Here is a 22,132-nt window from a genome sequence, read left to right on the forward strand (position 1 = left end):
TCAGAGGTCGAACTCGTGCGGCGGCAGGTCCAGGGTGAAGCAGGCCTCGCGGACGACGGCCTGCTCCGTCTTGTCGAAGTCGCCGTCGGCGCCGCCGATGACGATGCCGATCTGGACGACGGCGCGCGCCTCGGCCGGCTTCTTCTTCGCCTTGGCGATCTCCTGGAGCACGCTCACCTTGCCGAAGTCGAAGTCGGCCGTGAGCTTGTCCAGGTTGGCGTCGAAGCGGCGCTGGAGGTCGAGCGCGTCGAAGTTCTGCAGGACCTCGTTGGTCGAGATGAGCTGGGCGACCCTGCGCCGCTCGGCGGGGTCGATCGTCCCGTCGGCGGCGGCGACCAGCGCGCACATGGCCATGCTCGCGTCCCGGAACGCGCCGCTCTTCAGGTCGTTCTTCTTCGCCACCAGCTGGGTCTGCATCGTCGATGCGGATTCCTTGAGGCGGTCCCACAGGGCCATGAGTACTCCAGACGTCGAGTTACTTCTACGGTCCTGTAGAACGTAGCAGGGGGACGTCGAGTTCCCGGGTCCCTCCACCTGCCCGACAGCCGGGTGCCGTCCCCGCCCGGCAGCCGGCGTCCGTCACGTCCCGAACAGGTGGAGCGAGCCCCAGAGCGCCACCGTCGAGACCGCGAGGGCCGCCGGAACGGTGAGGAGCCCGAGGCGGCTGAACTCGCCCAGGCCCACGGGGTGGTCGTGGTCGTGGGCGATCCGGCGCCACAGGAGCGTGGCGAGGGAACCGGCGTACGTGAGGTTGGGGCCGATGTTCACCCCCAGCAGGACGGCGAGCACCGCGCCCGGACCCGAGGCCGCGGCGAGCGGCACCAGGGCGAGGGTCGCCGGGATGTTGTTGATGAGGTTGGCCAGGACCGCGGCCACGGCGGCGACGCCCAGCAGGGCGGGCAGCGAGGTGCCGTCGGGGAGGACGTGGGCCAGGACGGAGCCGAGCCCGTTGTCGACGACCGCCCGGACGACGATCCCCAGGGCCAGGACGAACGCCAGGAACGGCAGCGCCGCCGCGCCCACGAGCGCGCCCGGGGTCGTGGTGCGGCGGACCAGGGCCCGCACGGCGAGCATCCCGGCGCCCGCCGCGGCCGCCCACGCCGGGTCCACCCCGGTCGCCGAGGCGAGGGCGAAACCGCCCAGGGTCCCCGCCACGGTGAGCAGGGCGAAGAGGGGGACGGGCGCGGGCGGCGGGGGATCGGTGGGGGTGGCCGGGGCGGCCAGGTCACGGGCGAAGAAGCGCCGGACGACGACGTACTCCACGGCGATCGCCGTGAGCCACGGGAGCAGCATCAGCAGCGCGAACCGGGTGAAGCCCAGACCGGTGGCCGTGAACGCGAGGAGGTTCGTGAGGTTCGAGACCGGCAGGAGCAGCGAGGCCGTGTTGGAGAGGTGGGCGCTCGCGAACGAGTGGGGTGCGGGCCGGGCTCCCATCCGGCCGGCCGTCGCGAAGACGACGGGGGTGAGCAGGACGACGGTCGCGTCGAGGCTCAGGACCGCGGTGATCAGCGAGGCGAGGACGAAGACGGCCCCCAGCAGCCGCTGCGGCCGGCGGCGGGCCCAGCGTGCCATCCACGTGCCGCAGGCGTGGAACAGCCCTTCGTCGTCGCAGAGCCTGGCGAGGACGAGGACGGCCGCGAGGAACCCGATCACCGGCCCCAGCCGCTCCGCCTCCTCGCGCACGGCCCCGGAGGAGACCGCGCCCACGGCGAGCACGGCGCCGGCGGCCGGCACGGCGAAGACCGCCTCGGGCAGGCGGAAGGGCCGGGCGACGGCGCAGATCAGCACCACGGCCAGGGCGAGCACGGACACGACGGGAGCGAGCATGCGTTCGATCATCCGGGTTCGGTCGGCGGGGCTCCGCCGGGGGGTGCCCGGCGAGCGGCGCGCGGCCCGGCGCAACCGGCTCCGTCCGCGCCCCATCAGGAGAAACGTGACATTGTACGATGCTCCCCCGTGACATCTCGGAGGACGCACGATGGGTGACCTGAAGCAGTACGGCCTCGTCAGGGCCCAGGAGCGGCTCCGCGACCAGGTCGGGCACGCCCTCCGCGCCGCCCTGATCGCCGGCGAGCTCCGCCCCGGCCAGGTCTACTCCGCCCCCGGACTCGCGAGCGACCTCGGCGTCTCCGCCACCCCGGTCCGCGAGGCCATGCTCGACCTGGCCCGGGAGGGCCTGGTCGAACCCGTCCGCAACAAGGGATTCCGGATCACCGAGGTCAGCGAGCGGGACCTCGACCAGTTCACCGAGCTGCGCACCCTCATCGAGGTGCCGACCGTCGGCCGCGTCACGAGGACGGCCGACCGCGAGCGACTGGAGGCGCTGCGCCCGGTCGCCCAGGAGATCGTCTCGTGCGCCCGGGCGCACGACCTCATCGGCTACCTGGAGGCGGACCGCCGCTTCCACCTCGCGCTCCTCGCGCTCTCCGGCAACGACCGCCTGGTCGAGACGGTGGGCGACCTGCGCAAGCGCTCCCGCCTCTACGGCCTGACCGGTCTGGACGAGGCCGGCAAGCTCGTCTCCTCCGCCGAGGAGCACCTGGAACTCCTCGACCTGATGATCGCCGGGGACGTCTCCGGCGCGGAGGAGTGCATGCGGCGCCACCTCGGGCACGTGCGGTCGCTCTGGGCCGACGCCCGCGACGAACCGGTCGGCCGACCGGGGTAGGCGCTCCCGAGGCCGGCCTCACCGGCTCCTCGACCGCCTCCACGAGGCCCTGCCGGAGCCGTCCGGGAGCGCCGGGGAGCGGAGTTGACGGACATCCGGCCGCACCCCGGGAACCGGGCGCGCCGCCGCCGGCCCCGCGCGGCGACCGGCCGTGACCTGGAAAGGCCTGGTCCGGGGCGCGAAGGGGTGAACCTGTCCCGGCACGTCATCCCCTCGTGTCGTTGTTGGGCCGAACGGGTGAGGAGCGGGAGGATGTCCCCATGAGTAGGTACGAGAGGTACGACGTCACCGACGAGCAGTGGGAGGGCCTCGCCCAGGTCGTGCCCCTGCGCGGCCGTGACGAATGGCCGTCCAGGGTCGACCACCGCACGATCCCCGAGCAGTACGAATCCGCCGAGCACCGCCGCATGGTCGTGCTCCGCGTGCAGGTGTTCGCCGACGCCCGCGAGGTCGCCGAGTACCTCATCGCCCAGATCCCGGTGCTCCTCGACCTGACGAGCGCCGACACCGAGGTCGCCAAGCGCATCCTCGACTTCAGCAGCGGCGTGGTCTTCGGCCTGGGCAGCGGGATGCACCGCGTCGACCGGAACGTCTTCCTGCTGGCTCCGGCCGGCACGGAGGTCGAGGGCGCGGAGGGCGAGGACGAGGACGGGGAGAGCATGGTGGACGGCAGGACCGCCGGCGTCCCCCGATCGTAGGAAGGTCATCTAGCCGTAACGGTTCGTCAGGGAACGCACTGCATACGGTCCGGGCATGGACCTCACCGGTGGCTTCACGCTCGACCACTCCGACTCCCCGGCCGCGCCCCGCTCCGGCACCCCGGCCCCGGGGGCACCGTCCACCGGCCTGCCCGCCCCGGGCGCCCCGCCCCGGCTGCCGGCCCAGGGCGGGGCCGGGCGACGGGCCCGACCCGGCACCGACGCGCCCCCGCGCGCGGGAGCGGGCGACCGGCCCGGACTCGCGGGCGGGGCGGCCGAGGCCCGCGGCCGCGCCGGCGACGGCGGGACGGGCGTCCGCGCCGGAGCGGGGGCCGCCGACGGGGGAGGCCGCGGAGGACTCCGCGCACGGCCCGCCGTCACCGAACTCCGCCTGTCCGCGTTCGCCCGGCACCGCTCCGCGGCGCACCGCCTCGGGCCGGTCACCCTCTTCACCGGGCCCAGCGGCAGCGGGAAGTCCACCACCCTGCGCGCGTACGAGGCGCTGGCCCGGCTCTGCGCGGGCGACACCCTCGGAGAGGTGTTCCCCGACGCCGCCGACTGCGTCCCCGAGCGGGCCCGCCCCGACGCCCAGGGCCGGCGCGGCTTCCGCGTCGGGTGCACGGTCGACGGGCCCGAGGGCCCCGTCCACCTCGACCTCGCCGTCCAGGTCGAACCCCGGCTCCGGATCGTCGGCGAGCGGCTCACCGGCCGCGGCCGCACCCTCCTCGCCACCGCCCTGCGCGACCCGGGCCGCCCCACCGTCCAGGCCGAGTGGCACACCGCCGGCAGCACCCCCGTCACCCGGGCGCCGTTCCCCGACGACCTCCTCGGCACGGCCCTGCTGCCGCTGCGGGTCGCGGGCAAGACCCCCGGGCAGCTGGAGGTCCTGGCGGCCGCCGAGCAGGTGGTCGTCGGACTGCGGTCCGCCTTCGCCTGCGACCCCCGCCCCGCGAGCATGCGCACCCCGGTACCGCCGGGCGAGGGGCGTCTGCGGCGCGGCTGCGGCAACCTCGCCGAGGTCCTGCACCGCACCCACACCGACTGCCCGCGCCGGCACCACCGACTCGCGGCGGTCGCGGCGGCCGGCTGCGCGGGGCCCGTCACCGGAGTCGGCGTGCAGGAGCTTCCGGAGGGCACCGTCCGGGCCGTCCTGGAGCGGGGCGGCCGCCCCGCGACCCCGCTCGCCCGGCTCGGCGACGGTGAACTGCGCTACCTCGCGCTCGCCCTGACCCTGCTCACCGGCCCCGGCGTCCTGGAGATGGACCGGATCGCCGAGGTGCCCGAGGCCATGCAGTCCCTGACGCTGCTCGCCGACGGACTCGACCGGGGGCTCGACGAGCGGCAGGCCGCCGAACTGCTGGCGCTCGCCGTGGGCATCGCCGCCGACGGCCACGTCAGGGTCGCCGGCACGGTCGGGGCGCGGACGGCGGCGCAGGCCCGCCGGACTCCCGGGGTGACGGTGGTAGACCTGGGCACGTGACGGACATCGACGTAGCGGGACTGCAGCGGAGGCTGGCCGAGTTCGCGGCCGCCCGCGACTGGCAGCCCTACCACACGCCCAAGAACCTGGCGGCGGCGCTGAGCGTGGAGGCGGCCGAACTCCTGGAGATCTTCCAGTGGTTGACGCCCGAGCAGGCGGAGCGGGTGATGGACGACCCGGACTCCGCGCACCGGGTCGCCGACGAGGTGGCGGACGTGCTCGCCTATCTCCTGCAGTTCTGCGGGGTGCTCGGTGTCGATCCGCTGGCCGCGCTCGCGGCCAAGATCGACCGGAACGAGGTCCGGTTTCCCGCCCGGAAGCGGGGCGGCGAGCGGGGGACCGGGGGAACGGAGGGGGATTCGGGCGGAACGGAGGGGGATCGGGGCGGAGATCGTCACTCTGCGGAGTGATCGGCTTTTCCCCGTCGAGCCTCCTGTCCACAGATTTCCGAAATCCCCTGGTGGTGGGGCTCAGGCCGCCTCACTCTGGGTAGTGGACTCAGTGGGCAGATAAGTCGTACGAACGGGGGCGGCGTTGATGGAGGCGGAACGACTCGTCGCGCTGGGCCGGCACGCGCTGGCGGAGAGCGGATCGGCACAGGACATCGTGGCGGAGGCCTGGCAGGCGCAGGCGCTCGCCCAGGCGATAGGGAGCCGGCTCGCGCTCTGCGGACCGCAGGAACTGCGGGGCGAGGCAAGGGGACTGAGCGAGATCGGGGAGTACCCGGCGTGGGGCGCCGGCGGCCCGCGGGCGGCCCGGTTGTCGGAGGTGGCGGACCCGCGCGGGGCGCTGACCGCGCTCGGCGAGCTGCTCGGGGAGGTGGGCATCGCCCTGGTCGCCGTGGCCTGCGCCACCGACGACGAGGGGCTCTACTGGCAGTGCATCGAGGCCATCGACGCCGCCGACGAGTCGAGCGACCGGGTCCGCGGGATGCTGCGGCGCCTCGCCGTCCGGGACGGCGAGCGGGCCCGCCCGCCCGACGCCGCCCGGGACCGCGCGGGCCCGGGGCGGGGCCGGTGGTGAGCGCCGCGCGGTTCGGGGCGCCGGGCCGGGCCGGGCGGGTCTCCCGGTATCAGTGCCCGAGGGGCTCGGGCCGGTCGTCGGCGGGCCGCTCGGGAGCGAGGCGGTCGGCGGTGGACCGGAGGTCGGCGTCCAGCCGGTCGGCGGTGGACTGGAGGTCGGCGTCCAGCCGGTTCAGGTCGGCCGAGAGCGCCGCCATCATCTCCTCCATCTGCTGGAGCAGGCCCTTGGGGGCGCCGGCGCCCTTCTGCTCGGGCACGGTCCGCGGCGCCGGATGTTCGGGTACGGCCTGCTCCGGCGCGGCTTCCTGGGACATGAGGGCCTCCTCGGCCCGGACCCCGCCGCCGAGGACGGGGCCGCGAGAGAGAGCGGCGCACCGGCAGCGGCCGCCGGCGCGCGGGCCGGGCGGTCCGGCTCCGCCCGAGCCAACGACGGGTGCGGGCGCCGGTCACTGGCCGGGCAGGACGCGGCCCGCCACGGGGCCGGATGTTCACCTGACCGGGCCGGGGGGCGTCCAAGGAGCTGACGGAGAGGTTGACACGCACCCGACGGTGCAGGATGGAGGCATGGATCTTCGCATCTTCACCGAGCCCCAGCAGGGCGCCGACTACGACACCCTCCTCACCATGGCGAAGGCCACCGAGGAGCTCGGCTTCGACGCCTTCTTCCGCTCCGACCACTATCTCGCGATGGGGTCCGCCGACGGGCTGCCCGGACCGACCGACGCCTGGATCACCCTGGCCGGGCTGGCCCGGGAGACCAAGCGGATCCGCCTCGGCACCCTGATGACGGCCGGGACCTTCCGGCTCCCCGGCGTGCTCGCCATCCAGGTCGCCCAGGTCGACCGGATGTCCGGCGGACGGGTCGAACTCGGTCTCGGCGCGGGCTGGTTCGAGGAGGAGCACAAGGCCTACGGCATTCCGTTCCCCAAGGAGAAGTTCGGGCGGCTGGAGGAGCAGCTGGCGATCGTCACCGGGCTGTGGGAGACCGAGGTCGGGAAGACCTTCACCCACGAGGGGGAGTTCTACCGGCTCACCGACTCCCCGGCCCTGCCCAAGCCGGCGCAGGACCGGATCCCGGTCCTCGTCGGCGGCCACGGCGCGCGCCGCACGCCCCGGCTGGCCGCGCGGTACGCCGACGAGTTCAACATCCCGTTCGCCTCGATCGAGGACAGCGAGCGGCAGTTCGGCCGCGTCCGGGCCGCCGCCGTGGAGGCCGGGCGGGCCCCCGACGACCTGGTGTACTCCAACGCCCTGGTCGTCTGCGTCGGCAAGGACGACGCGGAGGTGGCCCGCCGGGCCGCCGCCATCGGACGGGACGTGGACGAGCTCAAGGCGAACGGTCTCGCGGGGTCGCCCGCCGAGGTCGTCGACAAGATCGGGCGGTACGCGGCGATCGGTTCCAGCCGGGTCTACCTCCAGGTCCTCGACCTGGAGGACCTGGACCACCTGGAGCTGATCTCGGCCCGGGTCCAGTCGCAGCTGGGATGAGCGGGGCGAGCCGATGACACCGGACCGTACGTTCGCCGAGGCCCTCGCGGCGGAGGTCCTCGTCCTCGACGGAGGGCTGTCCAACCAGCTGGAGGCACAGGGCTGCGACCTCTCGGACGCGCTCTGGTCCGCGCGGCTCCTGGCCGACGGGCCCGAGCAGATCGAGGCGGCCCACGCGGCGTACGTGCGGGCCGGTGCCCGGGTGCTCATCACCTCCAGCTACCAGGCCACGTTCCAGGGCTTCGCCCGGCGGGGCGCGGGCCGGGAGGAGGCGGCGCGGCTGTTCGCCCGCAGTGTGGAGCTGGCCCGGGCCGCGGCGGCCGGGGCGCGGGAGGAGGTGTGGGTCGCCGGATCCGTGGGGCCCTACGGCGCGATGCTCGCGGACGGCAGCGAGTACCGGGGACGGTACGGGCTGTCCGTACGGGACCTCGAGGCCTTCCACCGGCCCCGGATCGAGGCGCTGGCGGCGGCGGAGCCGGACGTGCTGGCGCTGGAGACCGTCCCGGACGTCGTCGAGGCGGATGCGCTGCTGCGGGCGGTGGAGGACTGCGGGATCCCGGTGTGGCTCTCGTACACGGTCGACGGCGGGCGGACCCGGGCCGGTCAGGACCTGGCGGAGGCCTTCGCGGTCGCCGCGGGGAACGACCGGGTCCTCGCCGTCGGGGTGAACTGCTGCGACCCGGCGGAGGCCGGGGCGGCCGTGGAGCTCGCGGTCGCCGCGAGCGGGAAGCCGGCCGTCGTCTACCCCAACAGCGGGGAGCGGTGGGACGCGGCCGCCCGGGGCTGGCACGGCGCCACCGCCTTCGACCCGGCCCTGGCCGTCGGGTGGGCGGCGTCCGGCGCGCGGCTCGTCGGCGGCTGCTGCCGGGTGGGCCCGGCGACGATCTCCGCCCTGGGACCGTCCCTGGCCGCCGCGGCGGGCGGGGGCTGAGCCCGGGCCCGTCGCCGACGTCGGCCCGGGCCCGCACGCAGCGCCGGCCCAGGCCCGTACACGGTGGCGGGCCTGGGCCGTACCCGACGGCGGCCCGGACCGGGGCCGCACTCGCCGGCGGGCCGGACAGCCCGACCGTTCCGCCACAGCGCCACAGCGCCGCAGCACCGGTGCGCCGGTGCGCCGGGAAAAATGCCTGGTCGCGAGGGTGGTCGCGGATCATACTCGGACGTGTGTTCCTGACGATCAGTACGACCGGCAACCCGGAGCGTCCCGCGACCGATCTCGGCTTCCTGCTGCACAAGCATCCCGAGCGGGCCCAGACGTTCTCGACCTCGCACGGCACGGCGCACGTCCTCTACCCCGAGGCGAGCGCCGAGCGGTGCACGGCGGCACTTCTCCTGGAGGTGGACCCCGTGGCGCTGGTGCGCCGCGGCAAGGGCAAGGGCCGGGGCGGCGCCCCGGACTCCGCGCTCGCCCAATACGTGAACGACCGGCCCTACGCGGCGTCCTCGCTGCTCGCCGTCGCGCTCGCGAAGGTCTTCAAGACGGCGCTCCACGGCGTCTGCCAGGCGATGCCCGAGCGGGCCGCCGCGCCGCTGCCGCTGCGCGTCGAGGTGCCCGCACTGCCCGCGCGGGGCGGCGCCGAGCTGGTCCGCGCGCTGTTCGGGCCGCTGGGCTGGGACACGGTGGACGCCGAGCCGGTGGTCCTGGACGAGAAGTTCCCCGAGTGGGGCGACTCCCGCTACGTGCGGCTGGTGCTGGAGGGCGAGCTGCGGCTCGCGGACGCCCTCAACCACCTCTACGTCCTGCTGCCGGTCCTCGACGACGCCAAGCACTACTGGGTCGCGCCCGACGAGGTCGACAAGCTGCTGCGCGCCGGTGACGGCTGGCTCGCCGGCCACCCCGAGCGGAAGCTGATCACGGCTCGCTACCTGTCCCGTCGCTGGGGGCTGACGCGCGAGGCGAGCGAGCGGCTCGAACTCGTGCGGCTCGCCGAGGCCGAGGGGCTGGACGTCGACGAGGTCGACAACGCGGTGGACGAGTCGACCGACACCGAGGAGCGGCCGGTGCCGCTCGCCGAGCAGCGCCGGACGGCGATCCTCGCCGCCCTGGAGCAGGCGGGGGCGAGCCGCGTCCTCGACCTCGGCTGCGGACAGGGCCAGCTGGTGCAGGCGCTGCTCAAGGACACCCGCTACACCGAGATCGTCGGCGTCGACGTGTCCGTCCGCGCCCTGACCGTCGCCGCGCGGCGGCTGCGGCTGGAGCGGATGGGCGAGCGGCAGGCCTCCCGGGTGAAGCTGGTCCAGGGCTCGCTCGCGTACACCGACAAGCGGCTGACCGGCTACGACGCCGCGGTGCTCAGCGAGGTCGTCGAGCACCTCGACCTGCCGAGGCTCCCGGCCCTGGAGTACGCGGTGTTCGGCTCGGCCAGGCCGCGCACGGTGCTCGTGACCACGCCGAACGTGGAGTACAACGTGCGCTGGGAGTCGCTGCCCGCCGGGCACGTCCGGCACGGCGACCACCGCTTCGAATGGACCCGCGAGGAGTTCCGGAGCTGGGCGGACTCGGTCGCCGGACGGTACGGGTACGGCGTCGGCTTCACCCCCGTCGGCCCGGACGACCCCGAGGTCGGACCGCCCACCCAGATGGCCGTCTTCACCCGCTCCCAGGACCAGGAGACGACCCCCGTGAAGGACCGCACCCCCGGCCCGACCGCCGGGAAGGAGGAACAGGCATGACCACCGAGACCGTGAACCCGGCCGGCACCGCCCGCGCCCGCACCCTGCCCGTCACCGACCTGTCCCTCGTGGTGCTCGTCGGCGCCACCGGCTCCGGCAAGTCCACCTTCGCGCGCCGCCACTTCAAGCCGACCGAGATCGTGTCCTCCGACTTCTGCCGGGGGCTCGTCGCCGACGACGAGAACGACCAGTCCGCGAGCAGGGACGCCTTCGACGTCCTGCACTACATCGTCGGCAAGCGCCTGGCGGCCGGTCGGCTCGCCGTCGTCGACGCCACCAACGTCCAGCAGGAGGCCCGGCGACAGCTCGTCCAGCTGGCCCGGTCGTACGACGTGCTGCCCATCGCGATCGTCCTCGACCTGCCCGAGGAGGTCTGCCGCACCAGGAACGCCGCACGTCCCGACCGCGCCGACATGCCCGCGCACGTCATCCAGCGGCACCGCCGCGAACTGCGCCGTTCGCTGCGCGGCCTGGAGCGCGAGGGCTTCCGCAAGGTGCACGTGCTCCACTCCGTCGAGGAGGTCGACGCCGCACAGGTCGTCCTGGAGCGCCGCTTCAACGACCTGCGCCACGTCACCGGCCCCTTCGACATCATCGGCGACGTGCACGGCTGCCGCTCCGAGCTGGAGACCCTGCTGGAGAAGCTCGGCTACGTCGACGGCCACCACCCCGAGGGCCGCACCGCGGTCTTCGTCGGCGACCTCGTCGACCGGGGACCGGACTCGCCCGGCGTCCTGCGCCGGGTCATGGGGATGGTCGCCGCGGGCGACGCCCTGTGCGTCCCCGGCAACCACGAGAACAAGCTGGGCCGCTGGCTCAAGGGCCGCAAGGTGCAGGAGACGCACGGCCTCGCCGAGACCATCGAGCAGCTCGGCCGCGAGACCGAGGAGTTCCGGGCGGAGGTCGCCGGATTCATCGACGGGCTCGTCAGCCACTACGTCCTCGACGGCGGCGACCTGGTCGTCTGCCACGCCGGTCTGCCGGAGAAGTACCACGGCCGGACCTCGGGGCGGGTGCGCTCGCACGCGCTGTACGGCGACACCACGGGCGAGACCGACGAGTTCGGGCTGCCGGTGCGCTACCCGTGGGCCGAGGAGTACCGGGGGCGGGCCACCGTCGTGTACGGCCACACCCCCGTGCCGAACACCTCCTGGATCAACAACACCCTCTGCCTCGACACCGGAGCCGTCTTCGGCGGGAAGATGACCGCGCTGCGCTGGCCGGAGCGCGAACTCGTCGACGTACCGGCCGAGCGCGTCTGGTACGAGCCGGCCCGGCCGCTCGCGACCGAGGCGCCCGGCGGGCACCAGGGACGCCCCCTGGACCTGGCGGACGTGCACGGCCGGCGGATCGTGGAGACCCGGAACCTCGGCAACGTCGCCGTCCGCGAGGAGAACGCGGCGGCTGCGCTGGAGGTGATGAGCCGGTTCGCCGTCGACCCGCGGCTGCTCGCCTACCTGCCGCCGACGATGGCGCCGACCGCCACCTCCCGTGAGGAGGGCTTCCTGGAGCACCCGGCCGAGGCCTTCGCCCAGTACCGGGCGGACGGCGTGGAGCGGGTCGTGTGCGAGGAGAAGCACATGGGCTCGCGGGCCGTCGCCCTGGTCTGCCGGGACGCCGACGCGGCCCGGGAGCGGTTCGGCGTGGATGCCGACGGGGTGACGGGCGCCCTGCACACCCGGACCGGGCGGCCCTTCTTCGACGATCCCGCCGTCACCGAGCAGGTCCTCGACCGGCTGCGGACGGCGATCGGCGCCGCCGGGATCTGGGACGAGCTCGACACGGACTGGCTGCTGCTCGACGGCGAACTCATGCCGTGGTCGCTGAAGTCGGCGGGGCTGCTCCGCGCGCAGTACGCGGCGGTCGGCGCGGCCTCGGGAGCGGTCCTCCCGAGCGCGGTCTCCGCGCTCGAACAGGCGGTGGCGCGCGGGGTCGAGGGCCTCGACGGGCTGCTCGCCAAGCAGCGGGAGCGCACGGTGGACGCGGCGGCGTTCACCGAGGCGTACCGCAGGTACTGCTGGCCGACCGAGGGCCTGGAAGGGGTGCGGTTCGCCCCGTTCCAGCTCCTCGCGGCACGCGGCCGCTCGCTCGCGGCCGTCCCGCACGACGAGCAGCTCGCCTGGCTGGACCGGCTGGTGGAGCACGATCCGACGGGTCTGCTCCAGGTCACCCGCCGGCTCGTGGTCGACACGGGCGACGAGGCCTCGGTGCGGGCCGGTGTCGAGTGGTGGCTGGACATGACCGCCGCCGGCGGCGAGGGCATGGTCGTCAAGCCGCTGGCCGCGCTCGTCCGCGACCGGAAGGGCAGGCTCGGCCAGCCGGGCGTCAAGGTGCGCGGACGGGAGTACCTGCGGATCATCTACGGCCCGGAGTACACCCGGCCGGAGAACCTGGAGCGGCTGCGGCAGCGCTTCCTCGGCCACAAGCGGTCGCTGGCCCTGCGCGAGTACGCCCTCGGCCTCGAAGCGCTCGACCGGCTGGCGGACGGCGAGCCGCTGTGGCGGGTCCACGAGGCCGTGTTCGCGGTCCTGGCCCTGGAGTCGGAGCCGGTGGACCCGAGGCTCTGAGCCGCCTCGGCGGCCGCCCCGCCGACCACGCCGGGCGTCTCCGCACCCCGGGGGCCGCGGGGTCCGCGGCGGCGGGGGTGCGGAGACCCCGGGCGGGTGTCCCGGCGACGGGGCCGGGCCCGGCACGCCCCCGGGGAGACGTGGTGCCCGCGGTGGCGCCGCCGGACCGGGCCGGGCGTCCCCCCGGTAAGGCCGCGCCCGACATGCCCCTCCTCGGTCGCGGGGCCCGCGGTCCCGGCGCCGCGGAGACCCCGGGCCGTGCGCCCCGCCTCCGGCAGCCCTCGCGGAGAACCGCCCCCACCGGGCGGGGATCCGCGAGGGCTTCGCCGTGTCCGCACACCGTCCCCGCAGGGCCTCCGCACGCTCTCCGCCGGGTCTCCGCCCCGCCCCGGCGGGGGGCGCAGGGGTGCCGGGGGCGGCGCTCCCCTGCGCCCCCCGTGCCCGTTGACGCGTTTCTTCCGCACCCTCTAGCGTTCTTCACCCCATGACGTGACACAGCGTCAACAGTGTGACGAGACAGGTCACTTGAGGTGTGGACACGCGCACGATTACGCCGGTCGATCACCGGCGGCCGGTCTTCCCCGGAGGACCCGAGGACGGTACGGGGGTGAGCGGGCGGTGAGTCTCTTCGGCCAGGACCGCTCCTTCCTCCACGCCCTTCCCGCGGCCGACCGGCGGTCCCTGCTCGCCGAGGGCGCGCGGCGCGTCTACGAACCCGGGGAGGTGATGATCCGCGAACGCGACGACAGCGCCTTCGTCCTCGCCCTGCTCTCCGGCTGGTCCGTCGTCTCCGTGGGGACCGAGCGCGGCTCGCGGCTCATCCTCGCCCTCCGGGGCGCCGGCGAGGTCGTGGGCGACCTCGCCGCGGTCGACCGGCGCCCCCGCAGCGCGAGCGTCACCGCGCTGGGCAGGGTCGAGGCGGTGGCGATCTCCGGCGACCGGTTCCGGGGCTTCCTCGCCGCCCGCCCGCACGCCACCTCGCTGATCATGCGCCAGCTCGCCACCCGGCTGCGCAGCGCCGACGTCGAACGCCGCGCTCTCGCCTCCGAGACCGTGCTGCAGCGCCTCGCGGCCCGCCTCGTCGAACTCGCCGAGCGCGCCGGACGGCGGGCCGAGACGGGGACCGTGCTCGAACTCCCGCTGCCCCAGCACGACCTGGCGGCGGCCATCGGAGCGACCCGGGAGGCGGTGGCCAAGGCGCTGCGCCTGCTGCGGGAACAGGACGTGGTCCGCACCGCGAACCGCACCGTCGTCGTGATCGACATGCGGGTCCTGGTGCTGCTCGCGGAGGGGCGCGCGCGCCCCGGCGGAGACCCGGCGGACCAATCCCCGCCGGGTGTGTAAACGGCTACATCGCCGGCCGCGGAAGGCGGCCAGTCTGGACACGCACCACCACGGCACCAACGGCACCGGGGCAGCACACAGGGAGTCCGAGAGTGAGCAGTGCGGGAGTGAACGGGGAAGCGGGCGGGCACGCGGGCGGGATCCACCGGTTCGTCGTCTTCGGCGACATCTGCGGCTCCGGGACGCTCGACCTGGCCGAGAAGAAGCACCAGAGGGCGGCCATGTACGCCGCCTTCGACGACGCGTACAGCTCCGTCGGCGTCGAGCCCGGCACCTTCCACCAGGAGGACCGGGGGGACGGCATCCTCGCCGCCCTGCGACCCGACGTGCCGCCGACCCTCATGGTCGGCCGGTGGATCGACACGCTGTACGAGAGCCTGCGCACCCACAACCGGGGCCGGGCGCGGCCGCTGCGGCTGCGGATCGGAATGAACGCCGGACTCGTCGCGCAGGACCGGCACGGGCTCGTCGGGCGCGCGGTGGACCTCGCCGCCCGGCTCTGCGACAGCACCCCGGCCAAGCGGATCATGAACGAGACCCCGGAGATCGACCTCGTGGTCGTCGTCTCCGACTGGCTGTACGGCAACGTGGTCGCCGAGGGCGGGCGGTACGTCGAGCCCGACCACTACCGGTCGGCCCGCATCCGGTCCAAGGAGACCGACGAGGCCGCCTGGTTCCACGTACCGCGCAGGCCCGCGCCGCCGCTCATCGGGCGCGACGGAGAGCTGCCGCCGGAGGGGGAGCGGCCGCCCGCGGGGGACCCGGAGGCCGCGGGGGAGCGGCCGCCGGCGGGGGCGGCACGGACGGGCGTTGGGCCGTCGCGGGGGGACGGCCCAACGCCCCGGCCCGTGGGCGGGAACCGTGAGTACCACGTCGGGGGCGACCTCCTCGACGTCCACGGGAACACCATCCACGGCGGGTTCACCGGAATCCGCAAGGACTCCGGCCGCGGCACCGGCTCCGCCCCCTCCGGTACGGGGACGGGCGCCGGTGCGGCCACCGGCGCGGGTGAGCCGGAGTGAGCGACCAGGACGACGACGCGCCGCAGAGCGACCCGGCGGACGGCGGGCACGGAGACCGGCCGGAGGCTCCGGACCGGGGCTCCGACCGAGGCGGCGACCGGAACGACCGGAACGACCGGAGCGACCGCGGCGGCCGCGGCGACCGGGAGCGGGACCGCTCCGGCGGGTCCGACCGCGGGGACGGCGCCGAGCAGACCCGCGAACCGAGCGTCTTCGCCGCCGCCGACCGCGGCCCGCTCGGCGCCGAGAGCGAGACCGGCGGAGCCGCCACGGCACGCCGGGCCGTCCAGACCTGGGCGGCCGGCGCCGCCGACCGCACCACCACCATCCACGGCGACGGAACCGTCTTCGAGGGCAACCAGATCTTCGCCCTGTACGGCTCGGACCGCACCGCGCACTTCGTCCAGGGACCCGTCCCGCCCGAGACGCTCGACCACCTCGGCCGGGTGTACTGCGCCACCGCCGGCTACCGGCGGATGCGGGACCGGCTCCGCGACCACCGGGTCCTCGTCCTGTGCGGCGAACCCGGCAGCGGCCGCAAGGCCACCGCGCTCGCCCTCCTCGACGAGCTGACCGGCGGCAAGGTCTTCCGCCTCGACCCGCGCCACGGCGTCGACGAGATCACCGACGAGGCCCTCCAGGAGGCCGGCGGCCACCTCCTGGAGCTCCGCACCGAGGACGTGCGCGAGGCCGAGGGCGAGCCGCGCCCCGCCCGCGGCGGCCGGGGCGAGCACCCCACCGCCGTCCGGCGGCCCGCCACCCGGCTCTCCGAACTGCACCTCGACCGCTTCGGCGACCTGCTGCGCGGCCGGGACGCCTACGGGGTCGTCCTCGTCGAGAACGGGGAACTCGCCGACCGCCTGCTGCGCGGCCGGTACGGCATGTACTGCGCGCCGCCCCCGGCCGACGAGGTCCTCCACCGCCACCTCTGGAACGAACTGCGCGCCGAGTCCGACCAGGCCCTCGGCGACGCCCGGGCGCGCGGCGCACGGCGGGACGTCGCCGAGGCCCTCGGCCTGGAGGAGCTGCGGCCCCGCGAGGCGGCCCGGCTCGCGCACCACCTCGCCCGGCACTGGCGCGGCGAGGTGACGGACGAGGAACTCCTTGCCGAGTGCACCTCCTTCGTACGCTCCCAGGCCCGCGAGTGGTTCGCCGGCGCCGACCGCCCGGGCGCGGTCCCCGAGGCCCTCCCGGCTTTGGGCGTCGGGGCCTTCCGCATCGCCGTCGCCGTCTTCGACGGATCCGCGTACAGCCTCGCCGCCGAGGCCGCCGAGCTGCTCGCCTGGGAGCTCGCGGTCACCCTCGACCCCGAACACCCGCCGGGCCGCCGCCTCTTCGGGACGCACGCCGAGCACCGGCCGGTACAGGCCCGGGCCGTCCTGGAGGACGGCGAGCTGGACCTCGGCCCGGCCAAGGTGCCGGTGCGGGCCGTCCGCTTCCAGGGCGAGGCGCTGGCCGGCGCCGTCCTCGGCGAGGTCTGGCACGGCTACCACAACGTCCGCGGCCCGGTGGCCCGCTGGCTGCGGGCGCTCTGCGACGACCCGCGCCCCGAGGTGTGGGTGCGGGCGTCCATCGCGGCCGGCGTCCTCTGCTCCTGGGACTGGATCCACGGCTTCCGGGACCTGGTGGTCCCCCTCGCCGTGACCGACGACGCGGTGGCCCGCATGGCGGCCGCCACCGCGCTGGCCGAGTCCGCGCGGGACCCCCGCGTGCGGCCCGCGGTCGCCGACGTCCTGAAGAACTGGGCCTCCTCCGACCAGGAGCCGCTCGTCAGGACCGCCCTGCTCGCCCACGGCTACGTCCTGGCCGCCGGCACCGTCTCCGGTTCGCTCGACGCGATCGCCCGGGTCGTCAGGAGCCGCGAGGCGACCGACGTGGACGTCCTCGTGCCCGCCGCGTTCAGCGTGGCGCGCCTGCTCGCCTGCGGCGAACCCGAACCCGTGCTCCGACGGCTCCGGCAGTGGCTGGAGGACGGCCGGCTCAACCTCGCCAACCTCGTCCACCTCGCCGTCATCCGGGCCCTGAGCACCCGGACCACCCATCTGTGGGGGCTGCGGGAGGTGCCCGAGCTGGACGGCCACGCGGCCCGTCCGCTGCTGGTCGCCCTGCTCGCGACCCGCCCCGGGCTCGCCGCGGAACTGGCGGCGCTGCTGCGGTCCACGCTCACCACGGCCCGCTCGGGCGAGTCCGCCCTCGAAGCGCTCGGCGGGATGCTCCGGCGGGCCGCGAAGGACCCGGAGTCGCTCCGGCACGTCTGCGCCTTCCTGCCGCGGCTCGCGGTGGACCGGCGCGACCGCGACCGGCTCAGGGGCTTGCTGAACGAACTGGTCCGGGACCGTGACCGGCCCCTGGACAGGGGCGCGGCGCGCCGGATGTGGGACGCCGTGACGGAAGGAGCGAACCGATGACCGGGCCCGAGCAGGACAGGAACGCACGGTCCGACGAGCGCACGCGCTGGATCGACCGGGACCGCGCGGAGCGCGGCCGCGAAGGCCGGGGACGGGACGAGCGGGCCCGCGACGAGCGGGGCAGGGCCGAGCGGCCCCGGGACGACCGCGACCGGGACGACCGGGAGCGGCAGCGGCCCTGGGAGCAGCAGGGCGACCGGCCGCGGGACGGCGGGCGCCGGTACGACGGACAGAACGGCGGCCGGCACGCCGGCGGCCGGGACGAGGACACGGACGAGGACACGGCCATGGACCGCGACGAGGACCTGGACCGGGAGCGGCGGCGGGGCGGGGGACGCGGCCGCGGCGGGCGGTGGAGCGGGGAGGGCACCGGCGGGTCCGCGGCGGGGGCCCGCCCGGGCGACCGGCCGCGCGGGCCGCTGATCGGCGAGTACGCACCCCCGTACCGCCGCCGGAGCGGGAAGGTCGCCGCCGTGCTCCTCTACCGCAACGGCGGCCACCGGGTGGTCTGGCCGGACCGCACGGAGGACGTCAACAAGCCCCTGCTCGGCTCCGCCTACACCGTCTTCGAAGTGCAACTCGGACGCAACGTGACCGAGTTCAGGCTCCAGCTGCCCGCCGCGGGCGACGGCGTCTTCTTCGAGGCCCTCGCCCGGGTCCAGTGGGTGGTGACCGACCCCCACCTCGTCGTCCGGGAACAGGTCGAGGACGTCGCCGAGCTGCTGCACGACGAACTCCTCGACGGACTGCGCCGGATCTCCCGGCGGTTCCGGATCACCGAGGCCCAGCGGGCCGACGAGGCCGTACGCGAGGAACTGGGCGCGGGACGCCTCCGGTTCGGCGCCGACATGGGCCTGCGGACACGGGTCCACGTCTTCGTCGACCTCGACGACTCCGTCAAGGCCGAGATCTCGCGACGGGACCGGGTCGGCGTCACCATGGAGGCCGACGAGCGGGTCGCCGAGGCCGAACGCCGCCGGGACGCCGCCGACCGGGCCCTGGTCGCCGACCGCGCCCGGGAGATGGAGGCCCTCTTCCGGCGCGGGGACCTCGCCCAGATCGCCCACCACATGGCCATGCACCCCGACAAGCAGTGGGAGATCCGCACCCAGCTCCAGCGCGAGCGGCGCGAGGGCCAGGAGGACTACCTGGCCGTCTTCAACCGGCTCCTCGACACCGGAGTCCTCGAACGGCACGACATCGGCGAGCAGATGTACCAGGTGCTGATGTACCTGCGCACCCAGACCGGCACCGTCCTCGACGGCATCACCAACCGGGTGCTCAACCCCTCGGGCGACCCCCCGCCGCGCCGCCTCGCCCTGGAGGACGCCGTACCGGAGCCGAACCGCCCCGACTGGTACGAGGACCGGGACCGCGGCGAGCCCCCGGCCCCCGACGGGCCCCGGGTGTACGAGCCGACCCGCGTCGAGTCCGGCTCGGAGCGGGAACGCGAGCGGGACAGGGCGCGCGACCGGGGCCGCGACGGCGACGACCGCGACGCCCACCGGGACCGCGGCCGCCCGCGGGACCGGTACGGCGACCGCCACGACGACGGGCACGATCGGTACGAGGACGGCGACGCGTACGGCAGGAGCGACGCCTACGAGCGGAACGACCGCTACGACCGCGACGACCCCTACGACCGGGACGGCCGCGACCGCCCCCGGCGGACCGCCCGGCCCGCCCGGCCCAGCGCCGAGTTCGACGACTGGGACGACGCGTGACCACGGCCCCCGGGCCCGGACGGGAGTCCGGACCCGGTTCGCGGGCCCCCGCGCGGGACCGGAGCGGACCGCCCGCGCCGGACCCCGACCGGACCCGGGGCCCCGACCCCGCGGAGACCCGGGAGCAGGCCCCCGGCGCCGCCCCGGACCGGGCCGCCGCACCCGGACCGCCTCCCGACCCCGTACCCGCCGAGGAGCTGAGGTTCATGGCCGAACGGCTGCTCGCCACCGTCCGGGAGGACATCGGCCGCGCCGACACCAAGGCCGCGATCCTGCTCTCCGGCGCCCTCGCCTTCCTGGCGGTCGTCTTCTCCGGCGACGGCCCCCTCCCGCCCGCCGCCGGCCCCGGACTCGTCCTCCTGCTTCTCGCGGGCGCGCTCTGGACGGCCGGGGTCCTCATGCTCGTCTCGGTGGTGCTGCCCCGCACCCGGATCGGAGCCGACCGCACGTTCCTGCGCGACCTCTCCGGCGGACCGTCGGAGACCGCGCTGCGCGAGCGGCTCTCCGCACCCGGCGCGGACGCCACCGGCTGGCTCCTCGAACAGGCCAGCGTGCACGGCCTCGTGCTCGCGGCGAAGTACCGGTGGCTCCGCCTGGGCGTGTCCGCGCTCGCGCTCGGCGCCCTTCTGGCCCTCTTCAGCGAACTGTGGTGAGAGAGAACATGCAGTGGATCGACAAGGGGGGCGCCCTGCTCCTCGCCGGGGCGCTCCTCGCGCTCTCCGGCCCGCTCGCGGCGACCCCCGCCTCGGGCGCGCCCGGCGCCCCCGGCGCGCGCACGGTCCCCCCTACCGCCTCCGCCGACCCCGTCGAAGGGCCCGACCCCATCGACTTCGCCGTCGTCGTCGACCAGTCGGCGAGCCTCGCCGACAAGGACCTCGCGCGCGAGACCGAGGCCGCGGCGCTGCTCGTCCAGGGCGAGATATCGGAGCGCTCCCGCGCCGCCGTGATCGGCTTCGGCAGCTCCGAGAAGCGCGGCCAGTCGCCCGTGCGCGAGGTGTGCCCGCTGATCGTCGCCGACGCGGCGGGCCGCGAGCGGCTCAGCGACTGCGTGCAGCGGCTGGGGCGCCGCGACACCGCCCGGACGGGCCCCGGCACCGACTTCCCCGCCGCCGTCCGCCAGGCCGTCACCCGCCTCACCGGCACCACGGCCGGAGCCGTGAGGCCCGGCACCCCCAAGGTCGTCTTCCTGCTCACCGACGGCAGGCTCGACGTCGCCGACAGCCCCGAGTACGGCACCGACCGGGAGAGCCGTCAGGCGAACGGGGAGAAGCGCCTCACCGAGGAACTCGCCCGCGCCCGGGCCGCCGGCGTCCAGATCTGGCCCCTCGGCTTCGGCGGCGAACTCGACCGCGCCTCCCTCACCGCGATGGCCGAGGGCGGCTACCGCGGCGCCTGCTCCGAGATCCCCGGCTCCGCCCCGCGCATGCGGGTCGTCGGCACCTCCGCCGAGATCGACAAGGCACTCCAGGAGACCTTCGCCGCCGCCCGCTGCGCCCGGATCGCGCACGGCACCGTCGGCCGGCCGCCCGCCGACCTGACCGTCACCATCCCGCCCATCGCCACCGACGGCTCCCTCACCGTCGCCAAGCACGACCCCGCGGTCCAGGTCACCTACTACGACCCGGCCGGCCGCAAGGTCCCCGTCCGGGGCGAGTTCGACGGCTCCTCCTTCGAGGTCAGCGGGCAGAACGGCCCGGTCGAGGCCCTGCGTGTGAAGAACCCGCTGCCCGGCCGATGGCGGGTGCACATCGAGGCGCCGCCCGGCCACCGGGACCGCGAGGTCGCCGTCCGCGCGATCTGGCAGGGCCGGCTGCGCTCCGCCGTCGTCCTCGACCCGGCGTCCCCGCGCGCCGGCGAACAGGTCGAGATCGAGGTCCAGATGCAGACCCGGCGCGGGGTCGTGATCACCGACCCCCGCCAGCTGGCGGGCCTCTCCGTCGCGGCCGAGCTGAGCGGCGAGGGCTTCGCCCCCGTCGACTTCCGGCTCTCCGACGACGGCAAGGGCCCCGACGCCACGGCCGGCGACGTCCGGTTCACCGGCACGCTCACCGTCCCGAAGAGCGCCACCGGCGCCCTGGAACTCGTCACCCGCATGGACGCGCCCGGCATCACCTCCGACCGGCGCCCGCTGCACGCCGTCGTCGCCGAGGGCGCGCCCCTGGTCACCGCCGCCCTCACCGTCGACGGCGCCACCGTGCACCCCGGCGCCACCGTCCGCGGCACCCTCGACGTCACCAACAACGACTCCGCGCCGCACACCCTGCGGCTGGCCCTCGCCGACCAGACGCCGGGCGCCGAACTCGCCGTCGCCCCGGCCACCGTCACGGCCCCGCCGAACCGCAGCACCCGGATCCCCTTCACCGTCACCGTGGGACCCGACACCCCCTACGGACCGCTCGGCGGCCGGGTCACCGTCGTGGACGCCTCGGACGGGGACCGCGCCCTGCGGGGCGCCTTCCTCGACGTCCGGGTGGTGGCGCCGCCGACCTGGTGGGAGCGCTGGTGGAAGGCCGTGGCCGGCGGATCCGCCGCGGCCCTCCTCCTTGGCACCTTCGTCGGCATCCGGCTCGTGTTCCGGCGCCGCCGCCGCGACCTCACCGGCGTCACCCTCGAACTCCGCCAGGACGGGCGGACGCTCGACTCGCTGACCGTCCGCCGCGGGCAGAGCCCCGGCGGGACCTTCGCCTTCGCCGTCGACGAACCGTACGGCACGCCGGCCACCCTGCGCCGCGTCCCCGGCGCCGGCTCCTCCGCCCATGTGCTGCGCCGCACGGGCGCGGGCGAGCTGCTGCTGCGCCCGCGCGGCGGCGCGCAGGTCCCCGTCCGCCCCGGTGAACCGGCCGGCCTCGGCGACCACGAACTGGTCGTACGGGGCGGCCGCCCCGCACCGGCCGCCGGCCGCGGCACGCCGTGGACCCGCCGCCCCCGCCGCACCGGCGGAGCGGACCGCCGCACGGGCACGGACGCCGGCCCCCTCACCGGACCGGGAACGGACGGCTCACCCGACGCGAGCACCTACGACGTCAACTTCTGAACGG

At 75.6% G+C, this 22,132-nt stretch carries 18 protein-coding genes; 15 read left to right on the forward strand and 3 right to left on the reverse strand.

Translation table 11 applies throughout. The annotated features are described in order from the left end of the window. On the reverse strand, positions 1-456 hold the full coding sequence (locus tag ACF09E_RS29815; RefSeq protein WP_361858250.1) for a TerB family tellurite resistance protein: 456 nt from the start codon (positions 454-456) through the stop codon (positions 1-3). A 123-nt stretch (positions 457-579) separates the two neighbouring features. Beyond that, positions 580-1,827: an SLC13 family permease gene (locus tag ACF09E_RS29820; protein WP_392208574.1), complete on the reverse strand. Its 1,248-nt coding sequence runs from the start codon at positions 1,825-1,827 to the stop codon at positions 580-582. A 151-nt stretch (positions 1,828-1,978) separates the two neighbouring features. On the opposite strand from ACF09E_RS29820, the gene ACF09E_RS29825 reads away from it, so the two are divergent. The 5 genes from ACF09E_RS29825 (at position 1,979) to ACF09E_RS29845 (ending at position 5,869) form a co-directional block, all read left to right on the forward strand. Next, positions 1,979-2,668: a GntR family transcriptional regulator gene (locus tag ACF09E_RS29825; RefSeq protein WP_392208576.1), complete on the forward strand. Its 690-nt coding sequence runs from the start codon at positions 1,979-1,981 to the stop codon at positions 2,666-2,668. Between the two features lie 260 nt (positions 2,669-2,928). Next, on the forward strand, positions 2,929-3,366 hold the full coding sequence (locus tag ACF09E_RS29830) for a cell division protein SepF (RefSeq protein WP_392208578.1): 438 nt from the start codon (positions 2,929-2,931) through the stop codon (positions 3,364-3,366). A 55-nt stretch (positions 3,367-3,421) separates the two neighbouring features. Continuing rightward, positions 3,422-4,846 (forward strand): ATP-binding protein, encoded by a 1,425-nt coding sequence (locus ACF09E_RS29835; RefSeq protein WP_392208580.1) that lies wholly within the window; start codon positions 3,422-3,424, stop codon positions 4,844-4,846. Beyond that, complete coding sequence (locus ACF09E_RS29840) at positions 4,843-5,256, forward strand: nucleotide pyrophosphohydrolase (RefSeq protein ID WP_392208582.1); 414 nt, start codon at positions 4,843-4,845, stop codon at positions 5,254-5,256. The genes ACF09E_RS29835 and ACF09E_RS29840 overlap by 4 nt, the downstream gene beginning before the upstream one ends. A 127-nt stretch (positions 5,257-5,383) precedes the next feature. Then, positions 5,384-5,869, forward strand: a complete 486-nt coding sequence (locus ACF09E_RS29845) for a DUF6099 family protein (protein ID WP_388803193.1) — start codon at positions 5,384-5,386, stop codon at positions 5,867-5,869. A 49-nt stretch (positions 5,870-5,918) separates the two neighbouring features. On the opposite strand, the gene ACF09E_RS29850 is transcribed toward ACF09E_RS29845, so the two are convergent. Beyond that, positions 5,919-6,182: a hypothetical protein gene (locus tag ACF09E_RS29850; protein WP_392208584.1), complete on the reverse strand. Its 264-nt coding sequence runs from the start codon at positions 6,180-6,182 to the stop codon at positions 5,919-5,921. Positions 6,183-6,432: 250 nt separating this feature from the next. Between ACF09E_RS29850 and ACF09E_RS29855 the strand changes: the two genes are divergently transcribed. The 10 genes from ACF09E_RS29855 (at position 6,433) to ACF09E_RS29900 (ending at position 22,128) form a co-directional block, all read left to right on the forward strand. Next, entirely contained in the window at positions 6,433-7,356 is a 924-nt protein-coding gene (locus ACF09E_RS29855; protein ID WP_392208586.1) for an LLM class F420-dependent oxidoreductase, read from the forward strand. A gap of 13 nt (positions 7,357-7,369) precedes the next feature. Then, entirely contained in the window at positions 7,370-8,287 is a 918-nt protein-coding gene (gene mmuM / locus ACF09E_RS29860; RefSeq protein WP_392208588.1) for a homocysteine S-methyltransferase, read from the forward strand. 233 nt (positions 8,288-8,520) lie between these two features. After that, positions 8,521-10,029 carry a 3' terminal RNA ribose 2'-O-methyltransferase Hen1 gene (locus ACF09E_RS29865; RefSeq protein WP_392208590.1) on the forward strand — a complete coding sequence of 503 codons (1,509 nt, stop codon included), beginning with the start codon at positions 8,521-8,523 and terminating at the stop codon, positions 10,027-10,029. Next, on the forward strand, positions 10,026-12,596 hold the full coding sequence (locus tag ACF09E_RS29870; RefSeq protein ID WP_392208592.1) for a polynucleotide kinase-phosphatase: 2,571 nt from the start codon (positions 10,026-10,028) through the stop codon (positions 12,594-12,596). Before ACF09E_RS29865 ends, ACF09E_RS29870 begins: the two co-directional genes overlap by 4 nt. A 618-nt stretch (positions 12,597-13,214) precedes the next feature. Continuing rightward, positions 13,215-13,940 (forward strand): Crp/Fnr family transcriptional regulator, encoded by a 726-nt coding sequence (locus ACF09E_RS29875; RefSeq protein ID WP_392208594.1) that lies wholly within the window; start codon positions 13,215-13,217, stop codon positions 13,938-13,940. 92 nt (positions 13,941-14,032) lie between these two features. Next, complete coding sequence (locus ACF09E_RS29880) at positions 14,033-14,962, forward strand: hypothetical protein (RefSeq protein ID WP_392208596.1); 930 nt, start codon at positions 14,033-14,035, stop codon at positions 14,960-14,962. Beyond that, positions 14,959-17,370 carry a hypothetical protein gene (locus tag ACF09E_RS29885; RefSeq protein WP_392208598.1) on the forward strand — a complete coding sequence of 804 codons (2,412 nt, stop codon included), beginning with the start codon at positions 14,959-14,961 and terminating at the stop codon, positions 17,368-17,370. Before ACF09E_RS29880 ends, ACF09E_RS29885 begins: the two co-directional genes overlap by 4 nt. After that, on the forward strand, positions 17,367-19,094 hold the full coding sequence (locus ACF09E_RS29890; protein WP_392208600.1) for a hypothetical protein: 1,728 nt from the start codon (positions 17,367-17,369) through the stop codon (positions 19,092-19,094). Before ACF09E_RS29885 ends, ACF09E_RS29890 begins: the two co-directional genes overlap by 4 nt. After that, complete coding sequence (locus ACF09E_RS29895) at positions 19,091-19,747, forward strand: Pycsar system effector family protein (protein WP_392208602.1); 657 nt, start codon at positions 19,091-19,093, stop codon at positions 19,745-19,747. The genes ACF09E_RS29890 and ACF09E_RS29895 overlap by 4 nt, the downstream gene beginning before the upstream one ends. Before the next feature lie 8 nt (positions 19,748-19,755). Next, positions 19,756-22,128, forward strand: a complete 2,373-nt coding sequence (locus ACF09E_RS29900) for a VWA domain-containing protein (protein WP_392208604.1) — start codon at positions 19,756-19,758, stop codon at positions 22,126-22,128. Positions 22,129-22,132: the final 4 nt, after the last annotated feature.

It is taken from the genome of Streptomyces sp. NPDC014891, from assembly GCF_043081085.1.
GTDB lineage: Bacteria > Actinomycetota > Actinomycetes > Streptomycetales > Streptomycetaceae > Streptomyces.

What these genes read in the sequence shown, in the direction of transcription:
- ACF09E_RS29815 (WP_361858250.1), bottom strand. Translation starts at nt 456, where the DNA reads ATGGCCCTGTGGGACCGCCTCAAGGAATCCGCATCGACGATGCAGACC.
- ACF09E_RS29820 (WP_392208574.1), bottom strand. Translation starts at nt 1,827, where the DNA reads ATGCTCGCTCCCGTCGTGTCCGTGCTCGCCCTGGCCGTGGTGCTGATC.
- ACF09E_RS29825 (WP_392208576.1), top strand. Translation starts at nt 1,979, where the DNA reads ATGGGTGACCTGAAGCAGTACGGCCTCGTCAGGGCCCAGGAGCGGCTC.
- ACF09E_RS29830 (WP_392208578.1), top strand. Translation starts at nt 2,929, where the DNA reads ATGAGTAGGTACGAGAGGTACGACGTCACCGACGAGCAGTGGGAGGGC.
- ACF09E_RS29835 (WP_392208580.1), top strand. Translation starts at nt 3,422, where the DNA reads ATGGACCTCACCGGTGGCTTCACGCTCGACCACTCCGACTCCCCGGCC.
- ACF09E_RS29845 (WP_388803193.1), top strand. Translation starts at nt 5,384, where the DNA reads ATGGAGGCGGAACGACTCGTCGCGCTGGGCCGGCACGCGCTGGCGGAG.
- ACF09E_RS29850 (WP_392208584.1), bottom strand. Translation starts at nt 6,182, where the DNA reads ATGTCCCAGGAAGCCGCGCCGGAGCAGGCCGTACCCGAACATCCGGCG.
- ACF09E_RS29855 (WP_392208586.1), top strand. Translation starts at nt 6,433, where the DNA reads ATGGATCTTCGCATCTTCACCGAGCCCCAGCAGGGCGCCGACTACGAC.
- mmuM (WP_392208588.1), top strand. Translation starts at nt 7,370, where the DNA reads ATGACACCGGACCGTACGTTCGCCGAGGCCCTCGCGGCGGAGGTCCTC.
- ACF09E_RS29870 (WP_392208592.1), top strand. Translation starts at nt 10,026, where the DNA reads ATGACCACCGAGACCGTGAACCCGGCCGGCACCGCCCGCGCCCGCACC.
- ACF09E_RS29890 (WP_392208600.1), top strand. Translation starts at nt 17,367, where the DNA reads ATGACCGGGCCCGAGCAGGACAGGAACGCACGGTCCGACGAGCGCACG.
- ACF09E_RS29900 (WP_392208604.1), top strand. Translation starts at nt 19,756, where the DNA reads ATGCAGTGGATCGACAAGGGGGGCGCCCTGCTCCTCGCCGGGGCGCTC.